We start from the raw sequence: 26996 nt of genomic DNA, 5'->3' as shown, positions 1-26996 counted from the left end.
TTACCTTGAAGTTGGCGACCTTGAAGAGAGAATCTGGAACATGTTCGGTAATTCCACTCCTTGCTTGCTAGCTTGAAACCGCATCGCTCGCTCGAAGAAGGGAAAAGGAAACGTGCTGTGACGACGCTGGGCATAGCGCATTACTGCCAGCACCAATTTCCGATCAATTGTGCCACGCGTCACCTCCAACTGAACCCGACGCAAAAACTCTTTTTGCTCTGGCAATGTCGCTCGCAGATTGTTCACGAGCACATCCTGCAACGAACTCGTGTGACTACCCGTGGGCTGTATCGTTGGTATGCCAATCTGGGCCTGAACCGTGCTAGTCGCAATCAAGCAAAATAGGCCCATCGTCAAGAAGATTCTGAGCATCGTATCGAACTCTCCATTTGATGGTTGCTGCGAAGACTAATACGCAACTGTCCAGTAACAGAGCCCCCTGTGCCGTCGCAAGGGCGATCGACCGATCAGCAAATCAGGCGACGTCTCCATGGGCCCGTTATTTTGGAATCGACTGCACGACTCGACAAGCTGAAGTCCGACTGGGCAAAGAATGGCGAATCTGCCGGCTTTTCGCCCTGCCACCGCCCCGCCAATTAGCGGCAAGGTGGATCTGTAGCCAAAAAAATGAAAAATTCCTGGTATACCCCCATGCACAAATTACTGCAGGAATGACGATTCAACAAACTAGATGCGACGGGCAGCATGCATCCACTTTTTTTAGCCGTGCGGTTGGCAAATATTCGGGGCAGGAATTACGACAACCGCACGGCTCTTTTATTAACTTGCCAGCTGGCAAGATGGATAAACGAGGTAATCGGCCGAACCCCCGAGATCCAGCCGTTCAACCCTGCTGCAAAAGCAGTTGACCTCCCCCTTAAGTGGCGGGCCGGTTGCTGCAGCAGTCAAGAGGGTTTGTGCCAATTGTATTGGACTGGGGAGATGTCCTTGGCAGCCCTGATCGCTTAATATCAGAGCATCATGAGTACTCCGCAATCAAATAATGGGGGCGCCGCACCCCCTGCCGAATATCCGCAGCAGTCACCCGGCGATTTTTCGATCTTGGTGGTCGACAATGACCCGGCTCACGCACGGGCAATGACCGAAAGCCTCGAACGGGTTGGTTATCGTTGCCAAGTCGCCACCACGGGCCCCGAAGGTGCAAAACTAATTGAACGGGAAACCTTCGACCTCATCATCACCGACATGGTGATGAACGAAGTCGATGGCATGCAGATTTTGGCTTTGGCTCGAAAGAACTTGCCTGATGCGGAAGTGGTCATGGTTACTGGCCACGCCACGGTGCCCAAAGCGGTCGAGGCAATGCAAGAAGGTGCTTACACCTTTTTAGAAAAGCCGATCACCCCCAGCCGCCTGCGGGCGGTAACCGAAAAAGCTGCCAGCGCCGTCCAGTTGCGTCGCCAAAACACCGAACTTCATCAGCGGCTCGACGAACGTTTCGGCTTTGAAGGAATCGTGTATTGCAGCGCCAAAATGCAAGCCGTCATCGATCGGCTGAAACGCATCGCGCCCACCGATGCCACCGTGCTGATCACCGGCGAGAGTGGCACGGGCAAGGAAATGATCGCGCAGGCAATCCACCAAAATAGCCCCCGCAAGGCCAAACGCATGGTGGCGCTCAACACCCGCGCGGTGTCCGAAACACTCGTCGAGAGCGAACTTTTCGGCCACGTCAAAGGCGCCTTCACCGACGCAGCCAGCGATCGCATGGGCGCATTTGAATACGCCAACGGCGGCACCCTGTTTCTCGACGAAGTCGGCGATATGCCGATGAGCACCCAAATCAAACTGCTGCGGGTGCTCGAAGAACACCAAATCCAACGGGTCGGTGACAACAAGCCCATCGATGTGAATGTTCGCCTGGTCAGCGCCACCAACCGACCACTCGAAACCATGGTAGATTCTGGTGAATTTCGCAACGATCTCTATTTTCGTCTAAAAGTTGTCACCGTCGCCCTCCCACCTCTCCGAGATCGTCGCGACGATGTGATTCCGCTGATGGATCACTTTCGCAAGATGTTCTTGCGGCGACACGGCAAACCAACTGCCCACTTCACTCCAGCGGTAACCAAAAAGTTTTATGGGTACGCCTGGCCAGGAAACATTCGCCAACTGAGAAATTTTGTCGAAACAATGGTCGTGCTCGACAACGATGGATCACTCGATAGCGATGACCTTCCTCCGGAACTGATGGAAGAAGCCCTCGGTGGCGAACTGACTTCCACTCCAGCCGAAGCTTCCAGCAGTGACCTGGGTCTGCTCGGCCAACCGCTGGCAGATATCGAAAAATGGGCAATCTTAGAAACCCTAAAACTGACCGGCGGAAATCGAGAAGAAGCAGCGAAAGTTTTGCAAATCGGCGCTCGCACTCTATACCGGCGACTCGATCAGTATAAAAAAGATGACGACGAAAACGATACCAGCCAAGCCAGCGAAGGCAACGAACAGCAAGAGAACGATAGCTAGTGCCTTTAATCGGGCAACTTCTCAATGATCTCCTCCGCCCAAGGTTTATCGCCATATAACGCTTTGACACTCTTCAAAAACTGCTGGCGAGCATCACCTTCCAGCGACTCTGATCCCCAGGTAATCCAGGCTTGCAGTCTTTCTTGACGGGAGTCGGGCTCGAACGTGCTGAAGCTCTCCAGGCGTTCTAGTTCCGCTTTCGCCAAAGCCACGTAGCGAGCAAGCTCTTTATCACCAGGGCCTCCTACAAAGGCCTCGCGATGATCATAAATCGCTAACCATTGCGTCAAACTCCGCGCGGCGCGAGAGGGATCACGTTTGCGCTCCGTCATCGCTTGCAACCAGACTTGTTCCGCCGGCGGCAAGGAATCAATACCACCACCCGTTGCCGCAACGACTCGCAGACGCCGAGCCGCTTTTTCAACGTCATCAAGCTGCAGCGTTTCACGAACGGCTTCCGCTTGTGGATGATCTTCATGACTGCGGAGGAACTGCTCGCGAAGCAACTCAGCTTCACGACGATCTCCCAGCGAATCTGCTTGTTCAATTTTCGCCAGCATTGATTCGGCAGACGGAGTTTGAAACAGCCAAATCACTAAGCCACCCACCACAATCAACGCGAGCACTAAACCGAACAGCGACAACCAATGCTCGAGCCCGCTGCGGTGACTCTCCCCGGCCTCCCAATGACCAGTTCGCTGGGGCGTTTCGTTGACACTTTCAAAATGAGTTCGCGGGGCTGCAATCTCCTCCGCCAATTCAAACTCCTGACCGGCGGGATCGACCGAGGCAAGCGTGTTGGCCAATTTGACTGGCGTCCCCGTTGGCACACCCGAGTCTCGATCATCGGCTGTTGGTAGATTAGCGACATTCATGTCCCGAGCTGGTGATGGCCGCTCGGGCAGCCGCGTATGCACGGCCGACTCCGGCGACTCGGGTAACGTCAGCCCGCCCAAATTCATCGCGGTCTGCTCGCCCCGATGCCGCAACCCAGCTCGCATCGCTTGCAGTCGCTTGGAAACCACCAAAGCCGTGGGTGGCCGCTGCTTTGGGTCTTTTTCCAACAGTTCATGCACCAGCTCGGCTAATTCCTCAGGCACATCAGGCAGCACCAAATCGAGCGGGGCCGGCGTCTCGTGCTTTAAACCATACACGACTTGCGTCAGATTTCTTCCACCGAAGGGTGGCCGGCCAGCCAGACAGGCGTACATCAGGCTGCCGAGCGCGTAGAGGTCGGTGCGCGGTGTGACTTGCCCCCCAACGGCTTGCTCGGGGGCCATGTAATCGGCTGTCCCCAGCACACTCCCAGCGGCCGTGTGTTCCGTTGCACCAAATAATTTAGCAATCCCGAAATCGGTTAATTTGATTCCGCCCTCGGGTTCCAATAATAAATTGGCTGGTTTCAAATCGCGATGGATGACGCCAAAATCATGGGCGTGCTTCAAGGCCGAACAAATCTCGATGGCAAATCCAATGGTGGTGTCCCAATCGAGACGCTTGACCTTTCTGAGATGTTCCAGCAGGCTCGGCCCCTCGACCAAATCCATTGCGTAAAAGAGTGCCCCGCGCTCTTCCCCGTGCCCAATCAACCGTACAATATTTGGGTGCCTTAATTTCTTCAGGGTTTCAATTTCCCCGGCAAAGCGACGACGAAACCTCGGTTGCTCCGACATCTGGCTGGCTAGCACCTTGATGGCAACCCGCTGACCTGTTTTTATATGCACGCCACGGTAGACGCTGCCCATCCCGCCCTGGCCAAGTTTTGCTTCGACCCGATAAGGCCCTAATGTTTCAAAGTCGGTCATGCGGTAAACGAAACCTTCCCAGCGGTATTAGTACTCGTAGCTCTATGGCTCAACGTTATATTGAGGGATCGCCGTGAACAAGCATCATAACCAACACGCGTCAAGCATACCAGGAACAACGATACCGGTCGGACCGGCGCGCCTGTGGCTGCTCGCCAGCTTGGGTGGATTACTGCTCTGGCTATCCCAACCACCGGTCGCCCTAGCCCCAATTGCCTGGATCGCCTTGGTGCCTTGGGCAATGCTGGTGGCGTGGCCAAACCCCATGGCCCGACGACAATACATCGTCATCTGGCTGGTCGGCTCCGTTTACTGGTTGATCAGCTTACAAGGAATTCGCTTGGCCCACCCGGCGATCTATCCAGCCTGGTTGGCTTTAGCCCTGTTTCTCGGCCTCTATATTCTATTATTTATTGGCCTCGCCCGCGTCGTCCATCACCGTTGGCACTGGCCCCTGTATTGGGCTGTCCCAGTCATCTGGAGCGGCTTAGAGCTGGTCCGCAGCTACGCACTCACCGGACTCTCCGCCACGCTGCTCGGTCACTCCCAAGTCGACTGGCTGTGGGTGGTCCAAATCGGCGATATCGGTGGCACCTATTGGGTCAGCTTTGTGGTCGCAATGGTTTCCGCGTGGCTGGCCTGCCTACTCGTCGCACTACTTCCTTGGGGACAACCTGCCGACAAGCCGAGCGAACAAGCTGGCAAACTGGCCAGGGCCCCAAAGCTGGGCACGGCAATCGTCTGCGGCGTACTGATGATGACCTGCGGCTACGGCTATTGGCGAACCGCCGATGATGACCAACGTGCCGCCCAATCACCTATCTTGAACACCCTATTGATTCAGCGAAACGAGCCGCTGATGTATGCCATGTCACCAGCTCGTGAAATGGAAGTCTTCCAAAACTACGTCGACACGACGATCGCCGCGATGGCGAAAGCGAAAGATGTCGATCTAGTCATTTGGCCCGAATCGATGTTTACCGGTGGTCTCCCTTATCGCATCATCGAAGAACCTTTTATCGTTCCTCCCAACGAGGATTTTACGGCGGCGGAATTTGCCGAGATAATCGCCCAACAGCAAGACAACTTCGTCAATCGCAACCGCTGGTTTCAAGGGATGTTAGCCAACGTTTCCGCGACAAAACCTCCTCCCCTGCTAGTCGGCTGCGCGGTGTATCGTTATGCCGAACGACCGCGAGCTTTTGGCGCAGCGTTATTAATTGATCAAGACTCAAAAGTTGTGGACTGGTACGCGAAGATGCACCTCGTCATGTTTGGTGAATACATTCCCTTCGCCGACTGGTTTCCTTGGCTCTACGATATCGGTCCCATGTCGCAAGGTGCTCTGCCAGGCGAAGCTCCCGTGGCGATGTCCATTAATGGTGCGACAGTGGCACCAAGTATCTGCTTCGAAGCCATGGTCGAACATGTCACGGGGGATGGCCTACGAACATTAGCCGATCAAGGCACGCCGGCAGATCTGATCGTCAACCTGACCAACGACGCTTGGTTTGATGGCACAGCCGTACTCGATCATCATCGGCGTTGTGCTCAGATGGTCGCCTTGATCAATCGTCGACCGCTGTTGATGGTCGGCAATGCCGGCCCGACGGTGTGGATCAACGGCAGCGGGCAAGTCGTCCAAGCGCTTCCCCACCAAACCAACGATTCAATGTTGGCTCAACCAAAACCTGACAATCGCAGCAGTCTCTACGCCCGCTGGGGTGACAAGTTAAGCTGGCCGTTCGCGGCAATCTGCTTGCTGGCGGCAATCTCCGGCTGGCGGGGGCGACGTCAATCCGCAGCAGCGGCCAATTTGTAAGTTCCCTGTCGTTCACTCACCCAGTTGAAACAGCCGCCGCAAGGCGTCGACCAAGCCTTGGCGATGCCCGGCCGCCGCATCATCGCGCAACGAAGCCAATGGTGGATGCAGTAACTTGTTAACCAAACGGTCGAACGCCTGGGTAATCTCAGCATCACGCTTGGACGTTACGTCGACTCGTTCCAATCGCTTCAGCAACCGCTCCAACTCACTCTGCTTGACCGTCTCAGCACGCTCACGCAATTGACGTATTACAGGACCTGTGGCACGTGTCCGCAGACTGGCCAAATAGAGCTCGGCTTCTTCATCAATAATCCGCTGAGCTTTCGGCCACTCTCGTTCACGCTCGCGACGATTGCGGTCGGCTGATGCTTGCAGGTCATCGACGGAGTAAAGATAAACGCCTGATAAATCTCCGATCGCCGAGTCAAAATCTCGTGGCACCGCCAAGTCAAGGATCAACAACAAGCGTTCATAGCGCGCGGCGTGAATACCGCGAAAACGCTCGAGCGTGACAATTGCCTCGCTGGCACCTGTCGTGCTGACTACCAAATCGGCCGCGATAAGGTGTTGATCAAGCAGCTCCCAAGGAGCAACCTCAGCCTGCAACTCGCTCGCCAACTGGGAAGCTCGCTCAAGTGACCGGTTGACGATGGTAATTTGCCGAGCCCCACCATCACGCAGGTAGCGGAGCGTCTCAGCGCCCATCTCCCCCGCCCCAATCAACAACACTTGTTTATCTGTCAGCGTTTCAAAAAACTCCGGCGCGACTTCGCCAACTGCCACGCTGGGAATGCTCACTCGCCGTCGATGAATGGCCGTTTCGTGTTGCACGCGTTTAGCAACGCGACTGGCCGATTGAAACGCCGTGTGCATCAACGGCCCCGCTGTGCCGGCCGCCGTCGCCCACTCATAAGCTTGTTTGACTTGAGACAAAATCTGAGCTTCGCCGACAACCAAACTGTCCAACGAACAAGCGACGGTAAACAAATGCGTCACCACCTCATCGCCAGCTCGATGGATCGTATGTTCCAGCAACTGATCCGGCGTCAACTGACGCGCATTTGCTAAAAATTCAATTACGTCGCCATGCCCCGGACAATCCTCCGGATCATTGGCGGCCGTGTAAAATTCAACACGATTACAGGTACTCAACAAGACCGACTCGGCGCTGGGAAAACGCTGCCGAAAATCGGCCAACGCTTGTTGCGCTTGCGGTTCACTGAATGCCAGCTGTTCGCGAAATTCGACGGCTGCGTCCTTGTGGCTACAACCCACCATTTGCAGCTTCACGAATTTTCCTCCCCAGAACCTGCAACTAAAACAGGCTCTACAGCTGGAGCAGGCATGAAAGCTGAATCCGACTCCACAACTGGACCAAAATCCAGACTTGATGACGAAGTCCCACCGCCACCATGTCCCGTTCCCAAAACTCCCGCCATCGCCAGCACCAAAAAACCAAAACTGGCCAAAGTCAAATAGGCAACCTTACGACCCTGACGAGCCGGGCGGTAGAAGAGCTCAATCGCGGTGGCCACCAACAACCAGATCAGCAGTATGATCGGTAGCACAATCTCCCGGCTGGTCCAAGCCACCGCGCCGCTGAGATTCAAATTCATGATCACACCGGCCAAAGTGCCAATCGCAACCGCCACGGTGCTGAAGACCAAAGTACCACGATTTAATTGCTGTAACCATTCGAGCGTCGGCAACTTGAGACCTCGCGAACTGGCCCGCTTGCGCTTCAATCGAGTCGACTGCACCAGGTACATACAACCGATTAAAAAACCGATCAGCACAGCGGCCGCACCTAACAGCATGGATAACCCATGAATGGTACTCCAAAATCCAACCGCCCTCTCGCGATCGAATGGCTCCCAACCGCGAACGGCCATCGCCAAAGCAATTAAAGCTAATACGGGAGGTAATAAGAAATAACCAATCGTCGTCTCCGGACGTCGTACCAACAACACCAGATAGGCCACAGCCACAGCCCATGCCAACAATAACGACCAACTATACCAATCGGCCAACAAACCAATATCGGAACGACCCTGCTGAGGACTGGCCAACATCACCAAGTAGACCGCTTGAGCAAACAAACCGGCTACCGTAAAGCCTATGATAAGCGCCGTTCGCGCGGGCACCCGAATTACCGGACGGGTCAGTTCCAAAGCCATCGCGACCAGATAACTGCCGACAAAGCAGGTGGCTGAAATCCCGGAGAGAAATTGCATAAGTCGACTCTTACAGAGCGATTACCGAGGCTCACCAGGATCGCCCAAGTCGCTGGCTATATTTCAACATTGGAGGGAGGTTGAATCTGCACAATCTGCCCCGCAGCTGGCCGATCCCCGTTTGCTTGATTACCAGTTGGCCGATCTGGGTCTTGATACTTACTAGTATCAAAATGACGGCCGTAAGTGCCAAAATCATTAAAGGCATATTTTTTTGCCCAACGATACACCAGCGACCGCTCCGGTATCTCATCACCCGGCTGATACTGGCTCCGCCGCGGACTCACCCGCTTTAACTCCTCAATCACGTTACCCCGCGCAGTGGTATCGCGAGCACCATGCTTTTCCGCTAACTCGACTAATAAATCGGGACGCTCCATGATCACGCAGCCCCGCGTGTTGCCGGCTGTTAACTCGCGGAAATCTCTCAAAAATTGTGAATTGTTAAAGGTCTCCGCCAAAGGACGTTCGTCGTGGATCGATTCGGTCGCCAATTGAATCACCGGACACGGCTCAATATCACCCCACGGGCCCACGTGGTGGGTAAAACCCGTCACTGCCGGGCACAACGCATTGCCCGCATCATCGTGATACGCATCGATGACTATGATCGGTTTGGTGGCCCGCGTGTCGACAACAAATTGGCGGACGCGACGCTGCTGGGCGCTCGATAAAGCCAAATCGGGGTTCGGCTCCGGGCCGACCGGCCGGTAAATATGGAACCAGCAATACATCACGCCCATCTCAATCAACCGATCCACCCATTTATCGCTGACTAAATCATCGATGTTGGTGGTGCATACACTGGTGCAAACGCCGACCATTAGTTTATGGCGAATCGCCGTTTCGATGCCTTGCATGGTGGCGTTGAGAACCCCGGCCCGACCGCGCCGCTCATCACTGATCATTTCGCTCCCCTCGACCGAAATCAGCGGAGTGACGTTCCCCAGCCGCCGCAACTCGCTGGCAACCTCGTCAGTGATGAAATGCCCATTGGTGAACACTTGAAAATAAGCGTCAGGGTGCGCGGCAAAGATCTTCAGCAAATCTTTGTGCATGAAAGGCTCACCACCCAAAATCCCGAAAAAACTGTTCCCCATCGCTTTCGCTTGCTCGATCGTGCGATTGGCCGCATCGACCTCAATCCGATGCTGCTTCGAGGCCACATCGACCCAGCACCCCTGACAACGCAAATTGCAACTGTTGATCACGGACAAATAGAGAAAGGGTGGAAAGAAATCACCCCGTTTCAATCGTCGCTTGTGCCGATGCACACTCCGCAAACCCTTGACGCCCAACATCCAGGCAGCCTTCCAGAGCAATCGTTTGTCAGTTTCCGTCAACAGACGTTTGGCCATCCGCAGATACATAGCGATCCAGTGGGTGTGGGCGGGAAACTTGGCTTTCCAATGCGTCTCTATTAATGCGTCTCCATTATGGCTCAACAACCACCACCCGTGCGACCGTTAATCGACGATTCCCCACGGAAATTGCCAATCCCGAGCAAAAAATCGGTCGAGAAACTCAGCCCCCGCCGCGGGAGTACCACCCCGATGCGGCTCTCCAGCGAGCCTGCAATTTTGTTTTTTCCAGTTTGTCTGTCCCCTGTTCCGCTCGCCTCTCGTTGGTCTGGGTATCCAACAAACAACTTTCTCAAAACCAAGGACAGACTGATGAAAACTCAACTCATGGCACTACTGCTGGCTGGCTTGTCGGTACTTTCCGCTGGTGTCAGCAAAGCTCAAGATGGTTCCGGCCGACAGGCTGTGCAGGCGATCATCATCGATAACAACGACGGGCAAGGATACTTCAGCAGCCGCTTGGGGGCTCGCTTCCAAATCGACACCTACTTCTTGCCAGGCTTCGGCCACTACCGAGGTGCCAAATTGACCACGATGCCTGTCCCCGGCTCACCGTTGGCTCAAGCCAACTTGCGACTTGGCGACGTGATCACTCGACTCGATGGGATCCCGGTGCAAAACAACCGCTCCTTGGAAAATCATCACCTCGATACCAACGTCCGCTTCGTTAAAGCCGGTTCCCACCGCGTTGGCCAAGCATCGATCTGGATCGAACCCGAACGCTTCTTCCGCGATCCCAACTGCCACATCAGCCAACGTCCCGGACTGCGACCCTAAAAAGCTCCCAAGCGACAAACTTTCCTCCATTTGATCTTGCCAAAGCGTTTGCAGCTCTTATGCTCTGCGACTGCTTTGAGACTGAGTCTCAATTGCGATTAGCACCTTTAGCGGTTACTTTTGGGAAACTTTGGCAGGTATGGAGTTCAAATTGAGCGTGGAATTCAAGCAGACTGGACTTGGGGAACGGCGAATCGGTTCGCCACTTCCCCGTCACACAACCACCGCTTTTACGCTGATCGAACTGCTGGTGGTGATCGCCATCATCGGCATCCTGGTCGGACTACTTTTACCGGCGGTGCAAAGTGCCCGCGAAGCTGCTCGACGTATCTCCTGTGCGAATAATCTCAAGCAAATTGGCTTGGCGATGCACAACTATCACGACACCTTTCGCGTCTTCCCTCCAGCCGGTTTCTATCGTCGCGACGTTGCCGAAACGTCCTGGTCGATCCAAGCCCGTCTGTTGCCCCAATTGGAGCAGGCCAATTTACAAAACCTGATCAACTGGAATCTCCCCTACGCGGCTCAGGGGATCGTGGCGCAAACGCGAGTTCCCGTTTACGTTTGCCCCAGCGACGTGGGCGACACGCCCCGCCCCAGCCCTTCAACAGCCGATCCAAATTTCACCCATTACCCCCTGTCCTATGCCGCCAATGTGGGTCAATGGTTCGTGATCGATCCACTCAGCGGACTTGGCGGCACGGGATTAGTTTTTCCCAACAGTCGCACCAACATGGCGGCCGTCCGCGACGGGACCAGCAACACGTTGGCTTTTGCCGAAGTCAAAACCTGGACTCCCTATTTGCGAGATAGTGGTAATCCCTCGGCACCTGACGCCGCCGCCCCCCTCACACCGGCCGAAGTGGTCGCCTTGGGCGGCAGTTTCAAAGCCAACTCGGGGCACACCGAATGGGTCGATGGTCGGGTTCATCAAACTGGCTTTACAACTACCTTTGCTCCCAACACCAAAGTCATTCATTGGCAGGATGGAGTCGCCTATGACGTCGATTTCAACTCATCCCGCGAAGGCCGCAGCCTGAATCAACCAACTTACGCCGCCGTCACATCACGCAGCTACCATCCCCAAGTAGTGGCCACCAATCGAGTTGACGGCTCGGTCGGATTTGTCGCCAACACCGTTGAGCTGCTTGTCTGGCAAGCGTTGGGCACGCGAGCGGGTGGCGAAATCATTGACAACACCAAGCTCTAAACAATTAAGCTTAATGAAAACCTTTATCCGCAAAGTCCCACGATCATCCTCGCTTGAGCGACTGGGCGGTCACGATCGATAGCTGCAATTGACCGATTATCAGCACGCAGGGAACTTCAACCAAGCAGCGTTGCTGGGGTTTGATCGGCGGGCCGTAGGGGGCGATTTGCAGGGGGACTTTCTGAGAACAGTTCGTAATCTCCAGTTGTTGATAGCCAACCCGCTTGAGCAATGCTTGCGTTCGAGAGATGGTCAATTTTCGACTGTGTGCGATTACCATGCGAGGCGGGTTTGTGGCGACCAGTTGTGGTGCCGTCGCCTCTTGCTGTGTCGCTCGTCCGACTTCCAACTCGACCCCCAAATCGTGTTTCAATAAGACTTGGTCCTGATGTTTGGCATAGTGCATAAGCCTCACAACCAACCGCCAGCGAGTCGATAGCACCTCGGCCAAGCGGCGAACCCATTGTTCCACCGAGAGCGCGGTCAGGCGAGCGGCGGGTGCGGCTAACGTGTTGATGGTTAACTCGGCTTGATCTCGGGCACGCAGAAAAAATTCATCTTCAATTAATTTCTCCAACAACCCACCACAATCAACCAAAGCCGGATACTGCAGATAATTAGCAGCTAATAACTGCACGTTGGCCGCGGTTTGGAGTTTCAGCTGCTCTCGTTTTTGTTTGTAACGAAATTCAAGATCGGCTAACAACAATTCAGTCGCCACCTCTTGCCGAACTTCCAGCGGTGCCTCATCAATCCAATCGCACAAGTTGGGAGACTGTTGATGGTCGTGCCAATAAGCATCCAAGCGATCTAAATATTCAAGGGGCGCGTCGTCCATTACTCCTCGGCTGTCAGTATGCGCGTCCACAGTTCAACTGCCACTTTCATTCGCCTCTGCACGGTCCGTTCTGAACATTTCTGCATTTCGGCAATCGTTTCGGTATCGGCCCCTTGCAAATGCAACAGCACAACATCTCGCGTGCTGTCGTCTGGCATTTGCTTCATCACCACATCGAAAAACTCCGTGGCTCGGATATCGGCGTCGGGCGCGTCGTAATGCCTACCGGCCGCGCGATCGATCGCGGCGGGAGCCCCCGAATCGGTCGCCGAATCTTGACCAAGAATCAAATTCTGCCCTCCCCGACGCTGGGCCATCGATCGTTTGCGATAGTCGTTGGCCTTGCGGATACTGATCGTTAACAGCAACTTCCAAAGTTGGTCGGCATCATCGAGTTCGGTGAAATTTCCCAGCGAAGCTCTGCGAATAAACGTTCGCAGCGCGCTAACTGCAACATCCTCTTGATCCTCGAACCGGCGGCCTTGCGTGGTCAAACGGCCAGATACCGCTCGCGAAATACGCTCGAAATAGGCTTCCCAAAGCTGCGTCGTGGAAACGCTGTCACCACGTCGCACCGCTGACATCCAAGCGTCAAAATCGGTGATTTCATTCATGAAAACAATTCATCGGAATTCAATACGTTCGTTGATTTAGAACCATACAGACGACTACAAGAAAGCCCTCGGCTGACGGTATTCGCGTCGGCTCTTCAGAGTATCATAGCTGGCCAGCGAGCCGAGTTTACCTTATCCCCCATCTTCCGCAGCCCGTCGCAAACGCAGTTCCGTACTGCTGATGTCGTTACGATAGCTCATTTCAGGGTCACAAATCTCCCGCATGTTGGTGGGCAGGTCCAGCATATTGGCAGCCAAGTAGGCTCCCTGAAGCCGCCGACCAAATACCAAAAAACGACAGCCAAAAGCGGCAATTTTCTCAATTGCCCGATCCCTTCCCAACTCACCGCTGGCATAAAACCGCGGATCGGCAATGCGCAACGCCGTATCAGCGCCAACGATAAATGTCGCTCCGGAAAATAGTTCGGCCTTCTGATCAAAACGGGGACAACGCGTCAGCGCGTAACATAACCCAGCCCCCCGCAACTGTGCGACCCGCTCCTGAATCGTGAGAAAGTCAAGTGCCGGTTTATCAGCATTGGTGACTGATAATTCAAACATTGCACGCCTTGCGCATATTGCTTCGGCAGCCCTCGCCATCTCCAAGTGACCCTCATGGAGGGGATTAAAACTGCCTGAGAAAATCAGCCGATTCTCTTGCCGCGATGACTCTTGAAGCGCAGCATCCCCGTTGTCTTCCGGAAATAGCAGGGGGATCTGACCGTTCACCAATTGAACCAATCTCTGGTCGGGATTCGCCCGCTGCCACTCGAGCCGCCTTGGCAATGCGGAATCTTGCAGCCCAGGCTCAAACTCGCCAGTCACCTCCGGGAAATTTAACTCCACGCCAAATTTCCGTAAGGCGTCAATCAACGAATTGGCCGTTGCTAACTCTTGCTGATCGCGGATGGAATTGTCGCCCGCTTGATACTGAGTGACACCCCAATCGATTGTTAGCGAAAGTGTATCTGCCGCTCCATGCAAGGTGATGAATGCTCGATCGGCTCCCCGGCGTTGACGATTGGTTGCCAAGGCCGCCGTACAACCGACTCCAAGGGCGCCGTTCCCAGCCAGCAACCGACCAGCTCGCTGCCGAGCGGCAACCGCCATCTGGCGAGAAGTCGTTACGCTGCAAGCCTGTTCTATTCGACCACCAACCAACTCCCGTAACGCCTCGGCGTGATACGGTACAATGGCCTCGAGCATCAGCCGCGAGGCGCCGGGACGGGCAAACAATTTAGGAATCGACAACGTGCCACCACCTGTGACAGCGAGGACCAAATGATGAGTCACAAGCAAGGCTCTCTGAGGTTCGAGTCTGGCTGAGAAATGAGCCGAATTTTCCCGCCGGGATACCAGCGGAAGACAAGCACAACGAGGAAAGTTATCACCCGCACGTTGCCTGAAGGGACTACCCCATTAATAATGACAGGCAAACCCACCCCTGGACAGAGCCAACTCCGCACTGAAAAAAGAAGCTGTTTATGTCGCAATCGCTGGTTCCCGATGCTCATTTACGCCTTAGCGACAACGACGTCCAAGCGATCGACCGTTTACAGACGGGGTTCACGCAATTAAAGCAGGAGTTGAGCCGCGTTATCGTTGGGCAGCAACAAACGATTGAACAACTGGTCATTTGTCTTTTTGCCCGCCGACATGCCCTCTTGATGGGTGTTCCCGGTCTAGCAAAAACCCTGTTGGTCAGCAAATTGGCTGAAACGATGTCGCTCAAGTTCAGCCGCATCCAATTTACTCCCGACCTGATGCCAATGGACATTACTGGGACCGACATTTTGCAGGAGGGGCAAAGTGGGATGCGGGAGTTTCAATTTATTCATGGCCCCGTGTTCGCCAACATCGTCTTAGCGGACGAAATCAACCGCGCCCCTCCCAAAACGCAAGCCGCCATGCTGGAGGCGATGCAAGAGCAACGGGTCACCGTGGTTGGCAAAACCTTTCATCTCGAAGCGCCCTTTATGGTGCTGGCGACTCAAAACCCAGTGGAACAGGAAGGGACCTATCCGCTACCGGAAGCTCAGCTCGATCGCTTCATGTCGTTGATCGAATTAGATTATCCCAGTGAGCTCGAGGAAATTGAGATTGCCCGCACGACCACCGGCGGCGCGTTGCCCGAACTCCAACATTTACTCTCTGCCGAACAGATCATTGCTCATCAAGATTTAGTGCGACGGGTACCAGTGCCCGATCACATTTACACATATGCCGCACGGCTGGTCCGCCAAACCCGTCCGCATGGCGAAACCGCGCCCGCTTGGTTGAAACCACTTGTCTCCTGGGGCGCCGGTCCTCGAGCGGTGCAGAACTTGATCTTAGGTGCCAAGGCGCGAGCTGCTTTGAAAGGCTCGTATATGGTTCGCTTGGAGGATGTTCAAGGTGTCGCCGTACCAGTGCTTACGCACCGCTTGATTACCACCTTTGCGGCTCAAGCAGAGAGCGTATCGGCGGGCGATATCGTTCGTCGTTTGGTGTCAGAAGCGGACGCCAGCTGAAATGTTTCCAGATCGACAACCTCGCGCCTTCCTCGACCCGCATATTTTAGCTCGACTGGCCTGTTTGCCTCTGTTTGCCCGCCGCGCCATGCAGGGCAATATTTCTGGTCGGCATACGAGTCCAAATCGTGGCTCCAGCGTGGAATTTGCCGAGTATCGCAAGTACGTGCCGGGCGACGACCTGCGACGACTCGATTGGCGCGCCTATGGTCGAACGGATCGTTTCTACGTTAAAGAATTCGAAGCCGACACCAATCTTCGCTGCACTTTGGTGCTCGATACCAGCGGTTCGATGGATTACGGTTCGGGCACCGAAACAAAACTTACTTACGCTCAAAAAATCGCCGCCAGTTTGGCTTACTTGGCGATCCAGCAAGGCGACGCGGTGGGGCTGTCCTCCGTGGCCGCCGGAATCGTTACCCACATCCCACCGCGCCGCAACCCGGCTCACCTCAGCCTCATTTTCGATACCTTGGAACAAATTCGCTGCCGAGGAGAAACGCATTTAGCTTCCGTGTTGCATGAGTTGGCGGAAACCACAGCCCAGCGCGCCTTGGTGGTGGTGATCTCAGACTTTTTCATCGACCCCACTGAACTCCGCAGCTGTTTTGAACACCTACGTTTTCGCAAACATGACTTGGCTCTCTTTCACCTATTAGATCCTCAAGAAATTGACTTCCAATTCCAACGACCAACCAGGTTTTTGGATATGGAAGGTGGCAATGCCATTTTTGCCGAACCCAACGAAATAGCCGATCGCTACCAAGCCGCGCTGCATGAGTATTTAACAAAGCTCAATCAAGTCGTCTTAGAGACTGGCGTCGATTACCACCGAGTGCGAATCGATGAGGCTTATGACCAAGTCTTAATGCGGTTTCTGATGGGGCGAGCAAGCAGTCGAGGTGTGCGATGAGCTTTTTACAACCTTGGATGTTGCTCGCCCTGCCACTGATTGCCCTGCCGGTGATCATTCATCTGATCAACCAAAGACGTTATCAATCGGTCCCTTGGGGAGCGATGATGTTTTTGTTGACTGCCAACCGAATGTCACGCGGTTACGCGCGCCTTCGTCAATGGCTGATTCTACTCTTTAGAACGTTAGCCATCGCTGGTTTGGTGTTCGCCATCAGCCGACCGCTGGCCAGTGGTTGGATGGGGGCTGCCGCCGGAGGATCGGCCGATGTCACCATCGTGCTGCTCGATCGCTCTCCCAGCATGAGTCAGCGTGGCCAAGCCACACCCGTCTCCAAACTGGAAACTGGTCGCCAGCAAATCAACGACGCGCTGCAGACGCTGGGGGCCAAACGCGTCGTGCTAATCGACAGTGCCTCACCCGATCCACGCGAACTGGGACCACAAGAATCTTTAGTGGAAGCCGCAGATACCGGTCCCAGTGATGCCCCAGCCGATCTACCCGGCATGCTGTTGGCCGCGTTGGACTATCTTCAAGACAATCAAGTCGCCCAGGCCGATATCTGGATCTGTTCCGATCTGCGTGTGGGTGACTGGCAACCGACCGATGGGCGTTGGCAATCGATCCGGGAAGCATTTACGCCTTATGAGAATCGCGTCCGTTTTCACTTGCTGGCCTACCCGGAGGTCGCCAACGATAACCGCATGGTTGAGGTCGTGTCAGTCAGCCGCGAGCCACGCGAAGGGGGTGCCGACGTGGTGCTCTCACTGAAGATCGCCCAGACGGCTGCAAACTTCACCGCCACCAACTCAGCCGACGACGAAACAACCACCACAAACGATGCGAGCATCAATAGCCCCCTGCCAATTGAATTTGAGATCGCCGGCGCGCGGTCGGTGCTGAATGTCGAAATGCGAGGTCCTGAATTTGAATTACAGTCGCATCGCATTCCCATAGCCGCCCCACTATTAACCAATCAACCAGCTGCCGCTGACAATGCGGGCGGTAACCCAAGCCTCGCTCCCGGCTGGGGACGCGTCTCCATTCCCGGCGACAGCAACCCGGCTGACAATAACTATTACTTTGTCTTTTCCGAACCACCGCCGAGGCGAACACTCATCGTCAGCGATGATCCCAGCGTGATTCGCCCCTTGGAATTGGCTGGAGGAATTCCGCCCAGCAGCGGTGATCAAGTCGAGGCTTTGGTTCGCACGGGGACTAATTTAGATGATATCAATTGGGATGAATTGATGCTCGTGCTCTGGCACGCACCAGCCCCGCAAGCGGACATGCTCAGCCAACTGCAAACGTGGATCGGTCGTGGCGGTCGAGTGATTTTCTTTCCTCCGCCGCAACCCGACGATAGTGAACTGTTCGGGGTCCGCTGGGGCGATTGGCGCGAACCACAACAAGAAGTAACGGTGCAAAGTTGGCGACGAGACACTGACCTGTTGGCTAACACACAAAACGGTCAAGCCTTACCCGTGGGTAAACTGACCGTTCGCCGACATGTTACCCTCGCAGGTGAATACACCACGCTGGCCAGCCTACCAGAAGAACAACCGCTACTCGTCAAAGCGGCCACCACCTCGGGCGGTGTCTACTTTTGGTCTACCACTCCCGATCCAAGCTATTCCAGTTTAGCCAGCGATGGTGTCGTCTTTTACGTGGCCGTGCAACGAGCCAGCCTCGACGCCGCGGCCGCTCTCAGCACAACCGGCAGCCTCATTGCCGGCGCCACGCATGAAGAGTCGGCAATCAATTGGCGAAAATTGACTGGTCGGAAGGATGCGATTTCCACCGAACAAGCTTCCACAGCGGGTGTCTATCAACAAGATAATATGCTGACCGCCGTAAATCGCTCTCCTCGCGAAGACGTTGCCACCATCATTAGCGACGAACAACTGGCGAACCTATTCCAAGATCTGCGGATGGACCGTGTCAACGACGCTGCTGGTAATCTCGACGCGTTGGTGCAGGAAATTTGGCGAGCCTTTCTCATCGGTATGATGTTGGCTCTGTTAATCGAAGCCATTCTCTGCTTGCCGAAAGTACACCCCAGCGGAGGGCTGGCGGCATGAACAGCTCTCAAACCTTGACATTCGCTTGGACTCCCACGACCCTGTTAATCGCGATCACGTTGTGGTTGATTACCGCCGCATTCTCTTATCTCACTTGGCGCCGCAGTGGTTATCGCAACTCCGTCTTATGGTTAGAAATCTTGCGACTCAGCGCCGTCGCTCTCGCCGGACTATTGTTGAATCAGCCTGAGTGGGTCGAGACTTATCAACCTGCTGATAAACCGGTGGTGGTGATTATTACCGATGATTCGACCAGCATGCAAACTCGTGATGTTGTCAATGCCCAATCAACAACCCCACAAACGCGCGCTCAGACGATCTCACCATTAAGCGACGACGAACAACTTCGACAACTCGACGGCTGGCAGACAGTCGATGAGAAAATCGAAATTGTCCTCAACGCGATCCGTGGGGATGGCACCAATTTGGCCCAGCCGCTGGAAGAATTGCTGGCCCGGCACCCATCTTTACTCGGTGTCGTGCTGGCGTCCGATGGTGATTGGAATCAAGGGGAACCTCCCGCCCAAATTGCCAGTCGCTATCGCACCCGCGGTGTGCCCATCTTTACCATTCCAGTCGGCAGCAAAACGCAACTTCCCGATCTGGAACTGGTCAGTTTTGATGTCCCCACATTTTCCATTATTAACAAGAGTGTGCGAATACCCTTCACGATCGATAGTGCCCTGCCCCGTGATACGATGGCGACGGTCGTGATGACCACCTCAACGGGCGAACGACTCGAACGCGAAGTACGCATTGCGGCCATGAGCCGGACCAGCGATGCCATCGTTTGGGAACCAAAAGAGACTGGCGATGTTACGCTGAAATTAGAAGTTCCACTGCAATCGAACGAGTTAATCGAAGACAACAACACCGCTTCGGCACCCATGTCGGTTCGCGAAGAAAAACTCCGCGTGTTAGTGATCGAATCCATTCCGCGCTGGGAATACCGTTACCTTCGCAACGCGCTCTCTCGCGATCCAGGTGTCGAAGTCTCCTGCTTGCTATTTCATCCCGGCCTCGACAAACGAGGTGGCGGCAACCTCGATTACATTAAAGAGTTTCCACAGGGTAAAGACGAGCTGGCCGAATACGATGTGGTCTTTTTGGGCGACGTTGGCATCGATGAAGAACAATTAACGCTGAAACAATGTGAGTTGTTAAAGGGACTTGTCGAGCAACAAGCCAGCGGGCTGGTCTTCATGCCCGGTTGGCGAGGTAGCCAATTTTCTCTTCTGGAATCGGCTCTGGAAGATCTCTACCCCGTCACACTCGACGATCTCCAACCCGGCGGCTGGGGCTCACGGACACCAAGTCATTTCGAATTAACCGAACTTGGCCGCCGCAGCTTGCTGACCAAATTAGCCGATACGACAGACGATAACATCGAAGTCTGGGGGAACCTTCCCGGTTTCCAGTGGTACGCACCAGTCGTCAAAGCCAAACCGGGAGCCGATGTGTTAGCCGTGCATTCCGAGACCAGCAACCAATACGGACGCTTGCCTCTGCTGGTGACGCGCACCTTCGGCGCCGGTAAAGTCCTGTTCATGGGAACGGACGGTGCTTGGCGTTGGCGAAAAGGTGTTGAAGATCTTTACCATTATCGTTTTTGGGGCCAAGTTGTTCGCTGGATGGCCTACCGTCGTAACATGGCTCGCGGCGAAACGATGCGGTTTTATTACTCGCCCGAGCAACCCCAAGTCCGCCAGCAGGTTGCTCTCACTGCCAACGTGATGGAAACAAATGGCGAACCATTGGCTCGTGGACAAGTCACCGCCCGCATCGTGGCCCCCTCGGGCAAAATAGAAACCGTGCGGTTCAACTCCAGCGGCGAAGCTTGGGGAGCCTTCAATGGACGATTCACCGCCAGCGAGCCGGGGCAACACCAAGTCACGCTCCGCTGTGAAGAAACCTCCGGTAGCTTGGAAACAACTTTGTTCATTCAAGGCGCCCCGCTGGAGCAAATTGGAAAACCGGCCCGCCCCGAAGTGTTGGAGGAAATTGCGCGTTTAACCCGTGGTCGCGTGCTGCGAATTGATAAACTGGAAGAAATTCAACAATCATTGGCCACGCTGCCGGAGCCACCACCGGCTATTCGACGTGTTCAACTGTGGAGTAATCCGGTAGTTGCTGGCCTAATGATCTTACTGCTCGGCGGATTCTGGATTGGCCGCAAAGTCGTTGGGTTTATATAGTGAAATGATTGCGACTGTTTCCCAATTGAGTTCCAATAGAAACAAGTCCCGTTCAGTCCGTTACTCCGGAAATTTCTGATGAGCCTCGCGACAACCCCCACCGGTTTAACCGCCGGTCAAGATGCCAGCTTGCTGAATCATCTCCAGGTTCCCGACTCGCTGCAAAAACAGTTGGGCGGCTACCGGCGTCGTGTCTGGACGATCAAACTGGTCGAAGCCACGGCGATCGCTCTGTTCATCACTGCCGTCGCCTTCCTCACCGCCTACCTGCTCGATCGTTTCACCGATACCCCCGCGATCGTCCGTGGTGGGTTATTGTTCGTCGTGCTGGCGGCCGCCACGATTCTCCCGATCTGCTTTCATCGTTGGGTCTGGAGTCAAAGAACGCTTACGCAACTAGCCCGGTTGCTCAGCAGGCAATTGCCAGCGGTGGGCGATTCGCTGCTAGGGGTCATCGAACTGGCTGAAAACCATCGTGAACAATCACGCTCCCCCGCACTTTGCCAGGCCGCGATGCGGCAAGTGGCCGCCGACGCCAGTCAACGTAACCTATTGGCCGCTGTCCCCCGCTCACGATACCGCAGCTGGAGTATTGCGGCTGGCCTGGGGGTGCTTGTTGCGCTCGGTTTGTTCTTCGCCTATCCAACAGCTGCCAGCAATACGCTCGCGCGGCTCGCTGCGCCCTGGAGCGATATACCACGCTACACCTTTACTCGCGTCGATCAATTACCCGCTCAGTGGCACGTCGCGCACGGGGAACCCGTCACGCTGATCTTAAACCTAACAGAACAATCCAAATGGCAGCCCGCTGCGGGGATCATACAAGTAGGCAGGCAACAACCTATCAAAACAGAGCTGGTCAACGGCGGTTATCAATTCATTTTACCACCTCAAATCGAGCCACAACCTCTCGATCTGCGCATCGGCGATACGATTCAACAAGTTAATCTGGTACCAACATTACGCCCCGAACTAATGCAGATTGCTGGACAAGTTCACTTACCAGAGTATCTAGGTTTACCAACTCCAATCATCAAAGACGCGCGGGGCGGAGCCGTTTCGCTCGTCAAAGGCAGCCAAGCAGTCTTTAAAGTGGAAGCCAGTCGCGAGTTAGTAAAGGCCACCATCAATGGCAAATCTCAACAGCCAAATGGCAATCAGTTTTCTTCAGAAGCCGTGCTAGTGGCTGACTCCAGCGAACTTCGTTTGGAATGGCAGGACGAACATCAACTTGCCGGTCGCGAACCCTTTAACTTACAAATTACAGCAATCGACGACGAATCGCCCTCGCTGATCTGTGATGGCCTACCCCGCCAAGCCGTCGTGCTCGATTCTCAACAGCTCAGCTTCCAAGTCCAGGTTCATGACGATTTTGGCGTGCGACGCGTGGGAGTCATGTGGCGAGGTTTGCCAAATGACGCGCTCGCTCAACCAACCTCCGGTGAACGTGTACTCGCCGCGGGTGGGAATGATCAAGCTTCCATGGAGGTCATTGGCACTTTCTCGGCAACCTCTTATGGTATCGAACCGCAAGCAATTGAATTGTTTGTCTGGGCCGAAGATTATCGCCCTGAAAATGATCGTGTTATCTCATCACCTTACATGCTCTATGTCCTCACACCCGATCAACACGCGATCTGGATGACGGAGCAGTTAAGCAAATGGCATCGCCAAGCGCTGGAAGTCCGTGATCGCGAATTACAGTTATACGAATCTAACAAGGAACTCCGAGATCTGCCCAGCGAAGATCGCAAAATCGCGGAAAACCGCCAACGCATTGAACGTCAAGCCCAAGCCGAACGCGCCAATGGACGTCGCCTGGCGCGGCTCAGCGAACTCGGTGACCAACTCGTCAAACAAGCCTCCCGAAATTCAGAAATTGGCGTCGGTCACCTCGATCGCTGGGCTGACATGTTGCAAATCCTCAAGGATGTGTCGGCCAACCGCATGCCCTCCGTCGCCGATCTTTTGGACAAAGCGGCGGCCGAACCGAACGGTCTCGCCCAACAAGCCCCAAAACCTAGCGGTCCCGTGGCGGGTCAAGATCGTTCAAAGCCAACGCCGGGAAGTCCCAGCAAACAAGATCCAAATGCGAAGCCAAGTAATAAAATCGTGCCCCAATTGGTCGATCGCGAGTCGTCCCAAAATACACCTGACGAACTCCCCGCGGACGAAGCCGGTCCACCGAAGAAACCTAGCGATCCAGCGCTCCGCCTCCCAACTACAACCTTGGTTGGGCCAGCCAAAGAACCATCTCCAAAGACAGATGAACAACCACCAGGTGCGGATTCGAAATTGACGGAAGCCGTCACCGAGCAAGAAGATCTGCTAGCTGAATTTGAAAAAATTGCCGATGAACTGAACGCCGTCTTGGCAAACCTCGAGGGCAGCACTCTGGTCAAACGCCTCAAAGCCGCTTCCCGCACACAGTCGATGGTAGCCGGTCGAATTTCCGACCATATTGAATCAGCCTTTGGACGCCGTGAAAGTCGCTTGACTCCTGATGTCAATGAAACGCTTACCGGTTTGCAAAAAGTTGAAGATCAAAGTGTGCAAGAAGTTTCCTACATTATGGATGATATGTCGGCTTACTTCGAACGACGTCGGTTTGCCCGCTTTCAAACGGTTCTTGAGCAAATGAAAGAAGAGGATGTGATCGGTGGCTTGCGGCAATTGACGAGCGACATCTCCAAACAACAGGGACTCTCAGTTGCTCAATGCGAATATTGGTCTGACACACTCGATCGCTGGGCCGAAGATTTAGTCGACCCAGCCTGCAGCGGCCAATGTCCCGGTGGAAAATCTCCCGCCAGCCTACCCCCTTCCATCGTGCTCGAAGCGCTCAAGATTCTTGAGGCCGAGATCGAGCTCAGGGAAGAAACTCGCGTTGCCGAACAAGCCCGCCAAGCAGTCTCGCGCGACGACCACATGCAAGAAGGGCTACGACTCTCCGATGTGCAAGTTCAATTACAAAATCGAGTCGTTGATCTGCTACATCGCATCGAAGAACTGCCCGATGCGCAGAAGCATTTTGGCAAGGAACTGAAGTTGCTCGCACAAGTCGACGTGGTCATGGGCGAAGCACTGCGGCTGCTAGCGGAACCCAACACGGGCTCCACGGCGATCGCGGCGGAAACCGAAGCGATTGAACTACTGCTCCAGTCGAAACGCATAAACCCGAAAAGTGGCGGGGGCGGCGGCTCTTCTCCAGGCGGCGGCGGTAGCGGTACGACCACCGATTCAGCCCTTGCCCTGCTCGGCAGCGGCACCAATCAAAAGGAAGTCCGCGAAGACAGAAATATCGGCCAAACCACCGGTGAAACAGGAACCGTCCTGCCGGAAGAATTCCGCGCCGGATTGGACGAATACTTTAATCGTATCGAACAACCAATTCGGTGATTCACAGTGTATATAGCTTACCGATGCTTGGCGTTGCCCCAAAACTTTCCCGCACCATGGCGGAACAGTTTGTCGATCGCTTTTTGCATCATCAATTATCTCGCCATATTCCCCGCTGTAACGAACGCCCAAGATGTTGAAGTAATACTTCAAGATGACTTCGGGGGTGTAATTATCGAAGAACAGAGACCCGCGAACGTCGAACAAGGAAAACTGAAGCAACAGGAACTCACTGATACGTTAACCAACCTCATTCGCAGTGAAATAGGGTTTGCCAAACGAGTTTGCGATCTAACTCCCGACCAGACCAAACAACTCTCGGCCGACATGATCGCCAGCATCGACACCATGCAAGATTTAACCGTCGATGGCAACCAAGACGAACTATTTGGTTTCGCCGGAGGTAGCACCGTGATCGTCGCCAATGTTGCGGGAGGAATTGCTTTTAAGGCCGACCCGGTCGCTCGGGTCCGCAGCGTTTTTGACGGCAAACTCGCTGAGATTGCCGCCCCTGATGAACTAGCAAAATATCGCCATGAAGCAAAGCTGCGGGAAACATTCCTGCGGACAGCCAATATCGCGGTGGTCATTGAACTACTCGACAAACAATTGGCATTTACAAAGGAACAACGAGACAAACTGAAGCTCGATTTACAAGCCCGTTGGGATGGTGCAAACACGTTTTCATTTGAAATGTACATAAGCAATGCTGAGTTTTATCCCGTTTTGCCCGAAATCGTTATGCAGCGAGTCTTGGACAAGAACCAGCGGCAGATTTGGAATCAAATGAATAAACATCATTTCCCCATGAATCTTAACTTGAATGCTCTTGAGATTGCTTGGGATGAATAATCGTATCCAACCTCCCAATAGTCGCCCCGCCAACTCTTTACTTCCGCCACAGGTTATGAGCGGTCGCTGCGCAAACATAATGCCTGGAATGCTTTTTTTGATTTGCCTTATTTATGCTTTTCCCGCTTTTAGCCAAGATGAGTTTGTTATTGACGCAGCAACGGCGGAAGCGTGGGTTTTCCAAAATTACGGAGACCGTCCTCAAGCTGAAAAAGCCATTGCCGCACAACTAGAAGTTTCCATCACTCAAATAAAACGAAAATTTCCCCTAACGTCCGAACAAGAACGAACGCTGCGATTAGCCGCTAGCGGTGATATCAAACGCTTTTTTGATTCAGCCGATTTAGTCATTAAGAAAATCTCTGGCCTAAAAGTCGGTCAAAATGAATTTAATGATGCTTGGCAACTAACAGTTCCCATTCAGCAAAGAATGCGACAAGGTCTCTTTGCCGACAGCTCTCTGTTTCAAAAAGTTCTACATACCACGCTCGAGCCAACCCAATCAGAAGCTCTCATCAAAGCTGAGAAAGAGGTCCTTGCTCGCAAGTTAAATGCCCTGGTCAATGCAGCCATCGCCCAGGTTGAATTGTCGATTCCGCTGACCAGCAATCAGCGCAATAGCCTAAGCGAATTACTGATTGAGAAACTTAAAGACGTGTCATTGGATCATGAATACGTTCAATACTTAATTTTATTGAGACTCGCACAGATCGATAAAGACGTACTCGCATCTTTTCTGGACGCTCAACAAATCGAAGGATTGCAAAAACTTGAGGAAAACCTTGAATCGATTGAAGCATTTCTTCAACAACAGGGCATTATTGAAATGGAGCCAAACGATGATTAAGCACACGTTGGGACGTCTTCTCGTCTGTTTCATTTCATTCTGGTTGTTGGGATCGTCCATCCTGCACGCACAGTTGCCGGGGCAAACCTATGGCGAAATGGTACCCCGTGATGTGCGCGAGATGTACGAACGTGGCTTAGCATATTTAGCCGAATCACAAGCCGACGATGGAAGCTGGCCCGATTCCAATCAAGGCCCCGGCATCACCGGGATGGCCGTGATGGCAATGTTGGCATCCGGTGAAGACCCAAACTTTGGCATTTACAGCGGTAATATCAAACGCGGACTGCGACACATGATCGCGAGTCAAAATTCCACCACCGGCATGTTAGGCAACAGCATGTACCATCACGGGTTTGCCACCCTCTGTCTAGCAGAAGCTTACGGTGCTGTAGACGATCGCGGCCTATGGGGAACTGAGGTCGATCCGAAGAGTCAACGCTCAATCGCAGAAGCATTGGAATTGGCGGTCCGCACCTCAGTAACCTCCCAGAAGAAGAATCAATTCGGCGCTTGGAGATACTCGGCCGATGCCAATGACGCGGATACATCAGTCAGCGGCGCTATCTTGGTCAGTTTGCTTGCGGCAAGAAATGCTGGCATCGAAGTTTCAGACGAATCAGTCGACCGCGCGATTGCTTATTATAAAAGTATGACCAGCGACAGCGGACAAGTTGCCTACGCGGGTGGTTTTGGTGGCTTCGACGAGTCGCTCGCTCGTATTTCTATCGCCGCGCTTGTCTACGCAATCGCTCGCCGTAAAGATCTGCCTCAATTCGACGCTACCCTCGGTTACCTGACCGCCCGACTTGAACAGCCACCTGGCGCTTACGAACAATACGCTCGCTACTATCAAGCCCAAGCTCTATTTCAAGGGGATGTTGATGCTTGGCAACGCTGGAATCGCTTGTTGGTTCGGGAGATGAAAGCCAGTCAAATGGAAAATGGTCAGTTCAAGGGGCAGTTCGGTAGCACCACTGACACCGCTCTTTCGCTCTTGGCGCTGGCCCTCAACTATCGCTTTCTCCCCATCTACGAACGCTGAGAG

The 26996-nt window shown here is 54.2% G+C and carries 20 protein-coding genes; 12 read left to right on the top strand and 8 right to left on the bottom strand.

The window, feature by feature from the left end; genetic code table 11:
* Complete coding sequence (locus SH139x_RS00175) at positions 1-372, bottom strand: hypothetical protein (RefSeq protein WP_488353273.1); 372 nt, start codon at positions 370-372, stop codon at positions 1-3.
* A gap of 726 nt (positions 373-1098) precedes the next feature.
* On the opposite strand from SH139x_RS00175, the gene SH139x_RS00170 reads away from it, so the two are divergent.
* Positions 1099-2487 (top strand): sigma-54-dependent transcriptional regulator, encoded by a 1389-nt coding sequence (locus SH139x_RS00170; protein WP_488356127.1) that lies wholly within the window; start codon positions 1099-1101, stop codon positions 2485-2487.
* Between the two features lie 5 nt (positions 2488-2492).
* On the opposite strand, the gene SH139x_RS00165 is transcribed toward SH139x_RS00170, so the two are convergent.
* Positions 2493-4292, bottom strand: coding sequence for a serine/threonine-protein kinase (locus SH139x_RS00165; protein WP_488353272.1), 1800 nt, complete (start codon positions 4290-4292; stop codon positions 2493-2495).
* A 73-nt stretch (positions 4293-4365) separates the two neighbouring features.
* Between SH139x_RS00165 and lnt the strand changes: the two genes are divergently transcribed.
* A complete protein-coding gene (gene lnt, locus SH139x_RS00160; protein ID WP_488353271.1) occupies positions 4366-6114 on the top strand; it encodes an apolipoprotein N-acyltransferase in 1749 nt (582 codons plus the stop codon).
* A 12-nt stretch (positions 6115-6126) separates the two neighbouring features.
* Here lnt and hemA read toward each other — a convergent pair whose 3' ends face one another.
* The 3 genes from hemA to SH139x_RS00145 are packed head-to-tail and all read right to left on the bottom strand — an operon-like array spanning position 6127 to position 9721.
* The gene (gene hemA / locus SH139x_RS00155) at positions 6127-7407 is read right to left on the bottom strand and encodes a glutamyl-tRNA reductase (RefSeq protein ID WP_488353270.1); all 1281 of its coding nucleotides are present in this window, start codon (positions 7405-7407) and stop codon (positions 6127-6129) included.
* Complete coding sequence (gene ccsA / locus SH139x_RS00150; RefSeq protein WP_488353269.1) at positions 7404-8351, bottom strand: cytochrome c biogenesis protein CcsA; 948 nt, start codon at positions 8349-8351, stop codon at positions 7404-7406. Before ccsA ends, hemA begins: the two co-directional genes overlap by 4 nt.
* 56 nt (positions 8352-8407) lie before the next feature.
* Positions 8408-9721 (bottom strand): radical SAM/SPASM domain-containing protein, encoded by a 1314-nt coding sequence (locus SH139x_RS00145; RefSeq protein ID WP_488353268.1) that lies wholly within the window; start codon positions 9719-9721, stop codon positions 8408-8410.
* A 303-nt stretch (positions 9722-10024) separates the two neighbouring features.
* Here SH139x_RS00145 and SH139x_RS00140 point away from each other — a divergent pair, with 303 nt between their 5' ends.
* Both SH139x_RS00140 and SH139x_RS00135 read left to right on the top strand, forming a co-directional pair.
* Positions 10025-10489, top strand: coding sequence for a hypothetical protein (locus tag SH139x_RS00140; protein ID WP_488353267.1), 465 nt, complete (start codon positions 10025-10027; stop codon positions 10487-10489).
* Positions 10490-10628: 139 nt separating this feature from the next.
* Complete coding sequence (locus SH139x_RS00135) at positions 10629-11699, top strand: DUF1559 family PulG-like putative transporter (RefSeq protein WP_488353266.1); 1071 nt, start codon at positions 10629-10631, stop codon at positions 11697-11699.
* A gap of 43 nt (positions 11700-11742) precedes the next feature.
* Here SH139x_RS00135 and SH139x_RS00130 read toward each other — a convergent pair whose 3' ends face one another.
* The 3 genes from SH139x_RS00130 to SH139x_RS00120 form a co-directional block, all read right to left on the bottom strand.
* Positions 11743-12537 carry a hypothetical protein gene (locus SH139x_RS00130; protein ID WP_488353265.1) on the bottom strand — a complete coding sequence of 265 codons (795 nt, stop codon included), beginning with the start codon at positions 12535-12537 and terminating at the stop codon, positions 11743-11745.
* Positions 12537-13151, bottom strand: a complete 615-nt coding sequence (locus SH139x_RS00125) for an ECF-type sigma factor (protein WP_488353264.1) — start codon at positions 13149-13151, stop codon at positions 12537-12539. The genes SH139x_RS00130 and SH139x_RS00125 overlap by 1 nt, the downstream gene beginning before the upstream one ends.
* A 132-nt stretch (positions 13152-13283) precedes the next feature.
* On the bottom strand, positions 13284-14444 hold the full coding sequence (locus tag SH139x_RS00120; protein WP_488353263.1) for a nucleotidyl transferase family protein: 1161 nt from the start codon (positions 14442-14444) through the stop codon (positions 13284-13286).
* Positions 14445-14635: 191 nt separating this feature from the next.
* On the opposite strand from SH139x_RS00120, the gene SH139x_RS00115 reads away from it, so the two are divergent.
* The 8 genes from SH139x_RS00115 to SH139x_RS00080 all read left to right on the top strand — a co-directional run bounded on the left by SH139x_RS00115 (position 14636) and on the right by SH139x_RS00080 (position 26993).
* Positions 14636-15661 (top strand): AAA family ATPase, encoded by a 1026-nt coding sequence (locus tag SH139x_RS00115; protein WP_488353262.1) that lies wholly within the window; start codon positions 14636-14638, stop codon positions 15659-15661.
* A 1-nt stretch (position 15662) separates the two neighbouring features.
* Positions 15663-16574, top strand: a complete 912-nt coding sequence (locus tag SH139x_RS00110; protein WP_488353261.1) for a DUF58 domain-containing protein — start codon at positions 15663-15665, stop codon at positions 16572-16574.
* On the top strand, positions 16571-18655 hold the full coding sequence (locus SH139x_RS00105) for a BatA domain-containing protein (RefSeq protein WP_488353260.1): 2085 nt from the start codon (positions 16571-16573) through the stop codon (positions 18653-18655). Before SH139x_RS00110 ends, SH139x_RS00105 begins: the two co-directional genes overlap by 4 nt.
* Complete coding sequence (locus SH139x_RS00100; protein WP_488353259.1) at positions 18652-20850, top strand: hypothetical protein; 2199 nt, start codon at positions 18652-18654, stop codon at positions 20848-20850. Before SH139x_RS00105 ends, SH139x_RS00100 begins: the two co-directional genes overlap by 4 nt.
* A 78-nt stretch (positions 20851-20928) precedes the next feature.
* Positions 20929-24249: a hypothetical protein gene (locus tag SH139x_RS00095; RefSeq protein WP_488353258.1), complete on the top strand. Its 3321-nt coding sequence runs from the start codon at positions 20929-20931 to the stop codon at positions 24247-24249.
* A gap of 6 nt (positions 24250-24255) precedes the next feature.
* On the top strand, positions 24256-25101 hold the full coding sequence (locus SH139x_RS00090; protein WP_488353257.1) for a hypothetical protein: 846 nt from the start codon (positions 24256-24258) through the stop codon (positions 25099-25101).
* Positions 25094-25948: a hypothetical protein gene (locus SH139x_RS00085; RefSeq protein WP_488353256.1), complete on the top strand. Its 855-nt coding sequence runs from the start codon at positions 25094-25096 to the stop codon at positions 25946-25948. Before SH139x_RS00090 ends, SH139x_RS00085 begins: the two co-directional genes overlap by 8 nt.
* Positions 25941-26993 carry a squalene--hopene cyclase gene (locus SH139x_RS00080; protein ID WP_488353255.1) on the top strand — a complete coding sequence of 351 codons (1053 nt, stop codon included), beginning with the start codon at positions 25941-25943 and terminating at the stop codon, positions 26991-26993. The genes SH139x_RS00085 and SH139x_RS00080 overlap by 8 nt, the downstream gene beginning before the upstream one ends.
* Positions 26994-26996 lie beyond the last annotated feature (3 nt).

Origin of the sequence: Kothea flammea (genome assembly GCF_052161645.1) — a bacterium.
Lineage (GTDB): Bacteria > Planctomycetota > Planctomycetia > Pirellulales > Pirellulaceae > Laterigemmans.
Note: the sequence above shows the minus strand (reverse complement) of the source record. Positions and strands in the feature narration are given on the sequence as shown.

Excerpts from the sequence above, each read along its gene's own strand:
- SH139x_RS00175 (WP_488353273.1), bottom strand. The coding sequence starts at position 372 with ATGCTCAGAATCTTCTTGACGATGGGCCTATTTTGCTTGATTGCGACT.
- SH139x_RS00170 (WP_488356127.1), top strand. The coding sequence starts at position 1,099 with ATGACCGAAAGCCTCGAACGGGTTGGTTATCGTTGCCAAGTCGCCACC.
- SH139x_RS00165 (WP_488353272.1), bottom strand. The coding sequence starts at position 4,292 with ATGACCGACTTTGAAACATTAGGGCCTTATCGGGTCGAAGCAAAACTT.
- ccsA (WP_488353269.1), bottom strand. The coding sequence starts at position 8,351 with ATGCAATTTCTCTCCGGGATTTCAGCCACCTGCTTTGTCGGCAGTTAT.
- SH139x_RS00145 (WP_488353268.1), bottom strand. The coding sequence starts at position 9,721 with ATGTATCTGCGGATGGCCAAACGTCTGTTGACGGAAACTGACAAACGA.
- SH139x_RS00140 (WP_488353267.1), top strand. The coding sequence starts at position 10,025 with ATGAAAACTCAACTCATGGCACTACTGCTGGCTGGCTTGTCGGTACTT.
- SH139x_RS00135 (WP_488353266.1), top strand. The coding sequence starts at position 10,629 with ATGGAGTTCAAATTGAGCGTGGAATTCAAGCAGACTGGACTTGGGGAA.
- SH139x_RS00130 (WP_488353265.1), bottom strand. The coding sequence starts at position 12,537 with ATGGACGACGCGCCCCTTGAATATTTAGATCGCTTGGATGCTTATTGG.
- SH139x_RS00125 (WP_488353264.1), bottom strand. The coding sequence starts at position 13,151 with ATGAATGAAATCACCGATTTTGACGCTTGGATGTCAGCGGTGCGACGT.
- SH139x_RS00115 (WP_488353262.1), top strand. The coding sequence starts at position 14,636 with ATGTCGCAATCGCTGGTTCCCGATGCTCATTTACGCCTTAGCGACAAC.
- SH139x_RS00110 (WP_488353261.1), top strand. The coding sequence starts at position 15,663 with ATGTTTCCAGATCGACAACCTCGCGCCTTCCTCGACCCGCATATTTTA.
- SH139x_RS00105 (WP_488353260.1), top strand. The coding sequence starts at position 16,571 with ATGAGCTTTTTACAACCTTGGATGTTGCTCGCCCTGCCACTGATTGCC.
- SH139x_RS00100 (WP_488353259.1), top strand. The coding sequence starts at position 18,652 with ATGAACAGCTCTCAAACCTTGACATTCGCTTGGACTCCCACGACCCTG.
- SH139x_RS00095 (WP_488353258.1), top strand. The coding sequence starts at position 20,929 with ATGAGCCTCGCGACAACCCCCACCGGTTTAACCGCCGGTCAAGATGCC.
- SH139x_RS00085 (WP_488353256.1), top strand. The coding sequence starts at position 25,094 with ATGAATAATCGTATCCAACCTCCCAATAGTCGCCCCGCCAACTCTTTA.
- SH139x_RS00080 (WP_488353255.1), top strand. The coding sequence starts at position 25,941 with ATGATTAAGCACACGTTGGGACGTCTTCTCGTCTGTTTCATTTCATTC.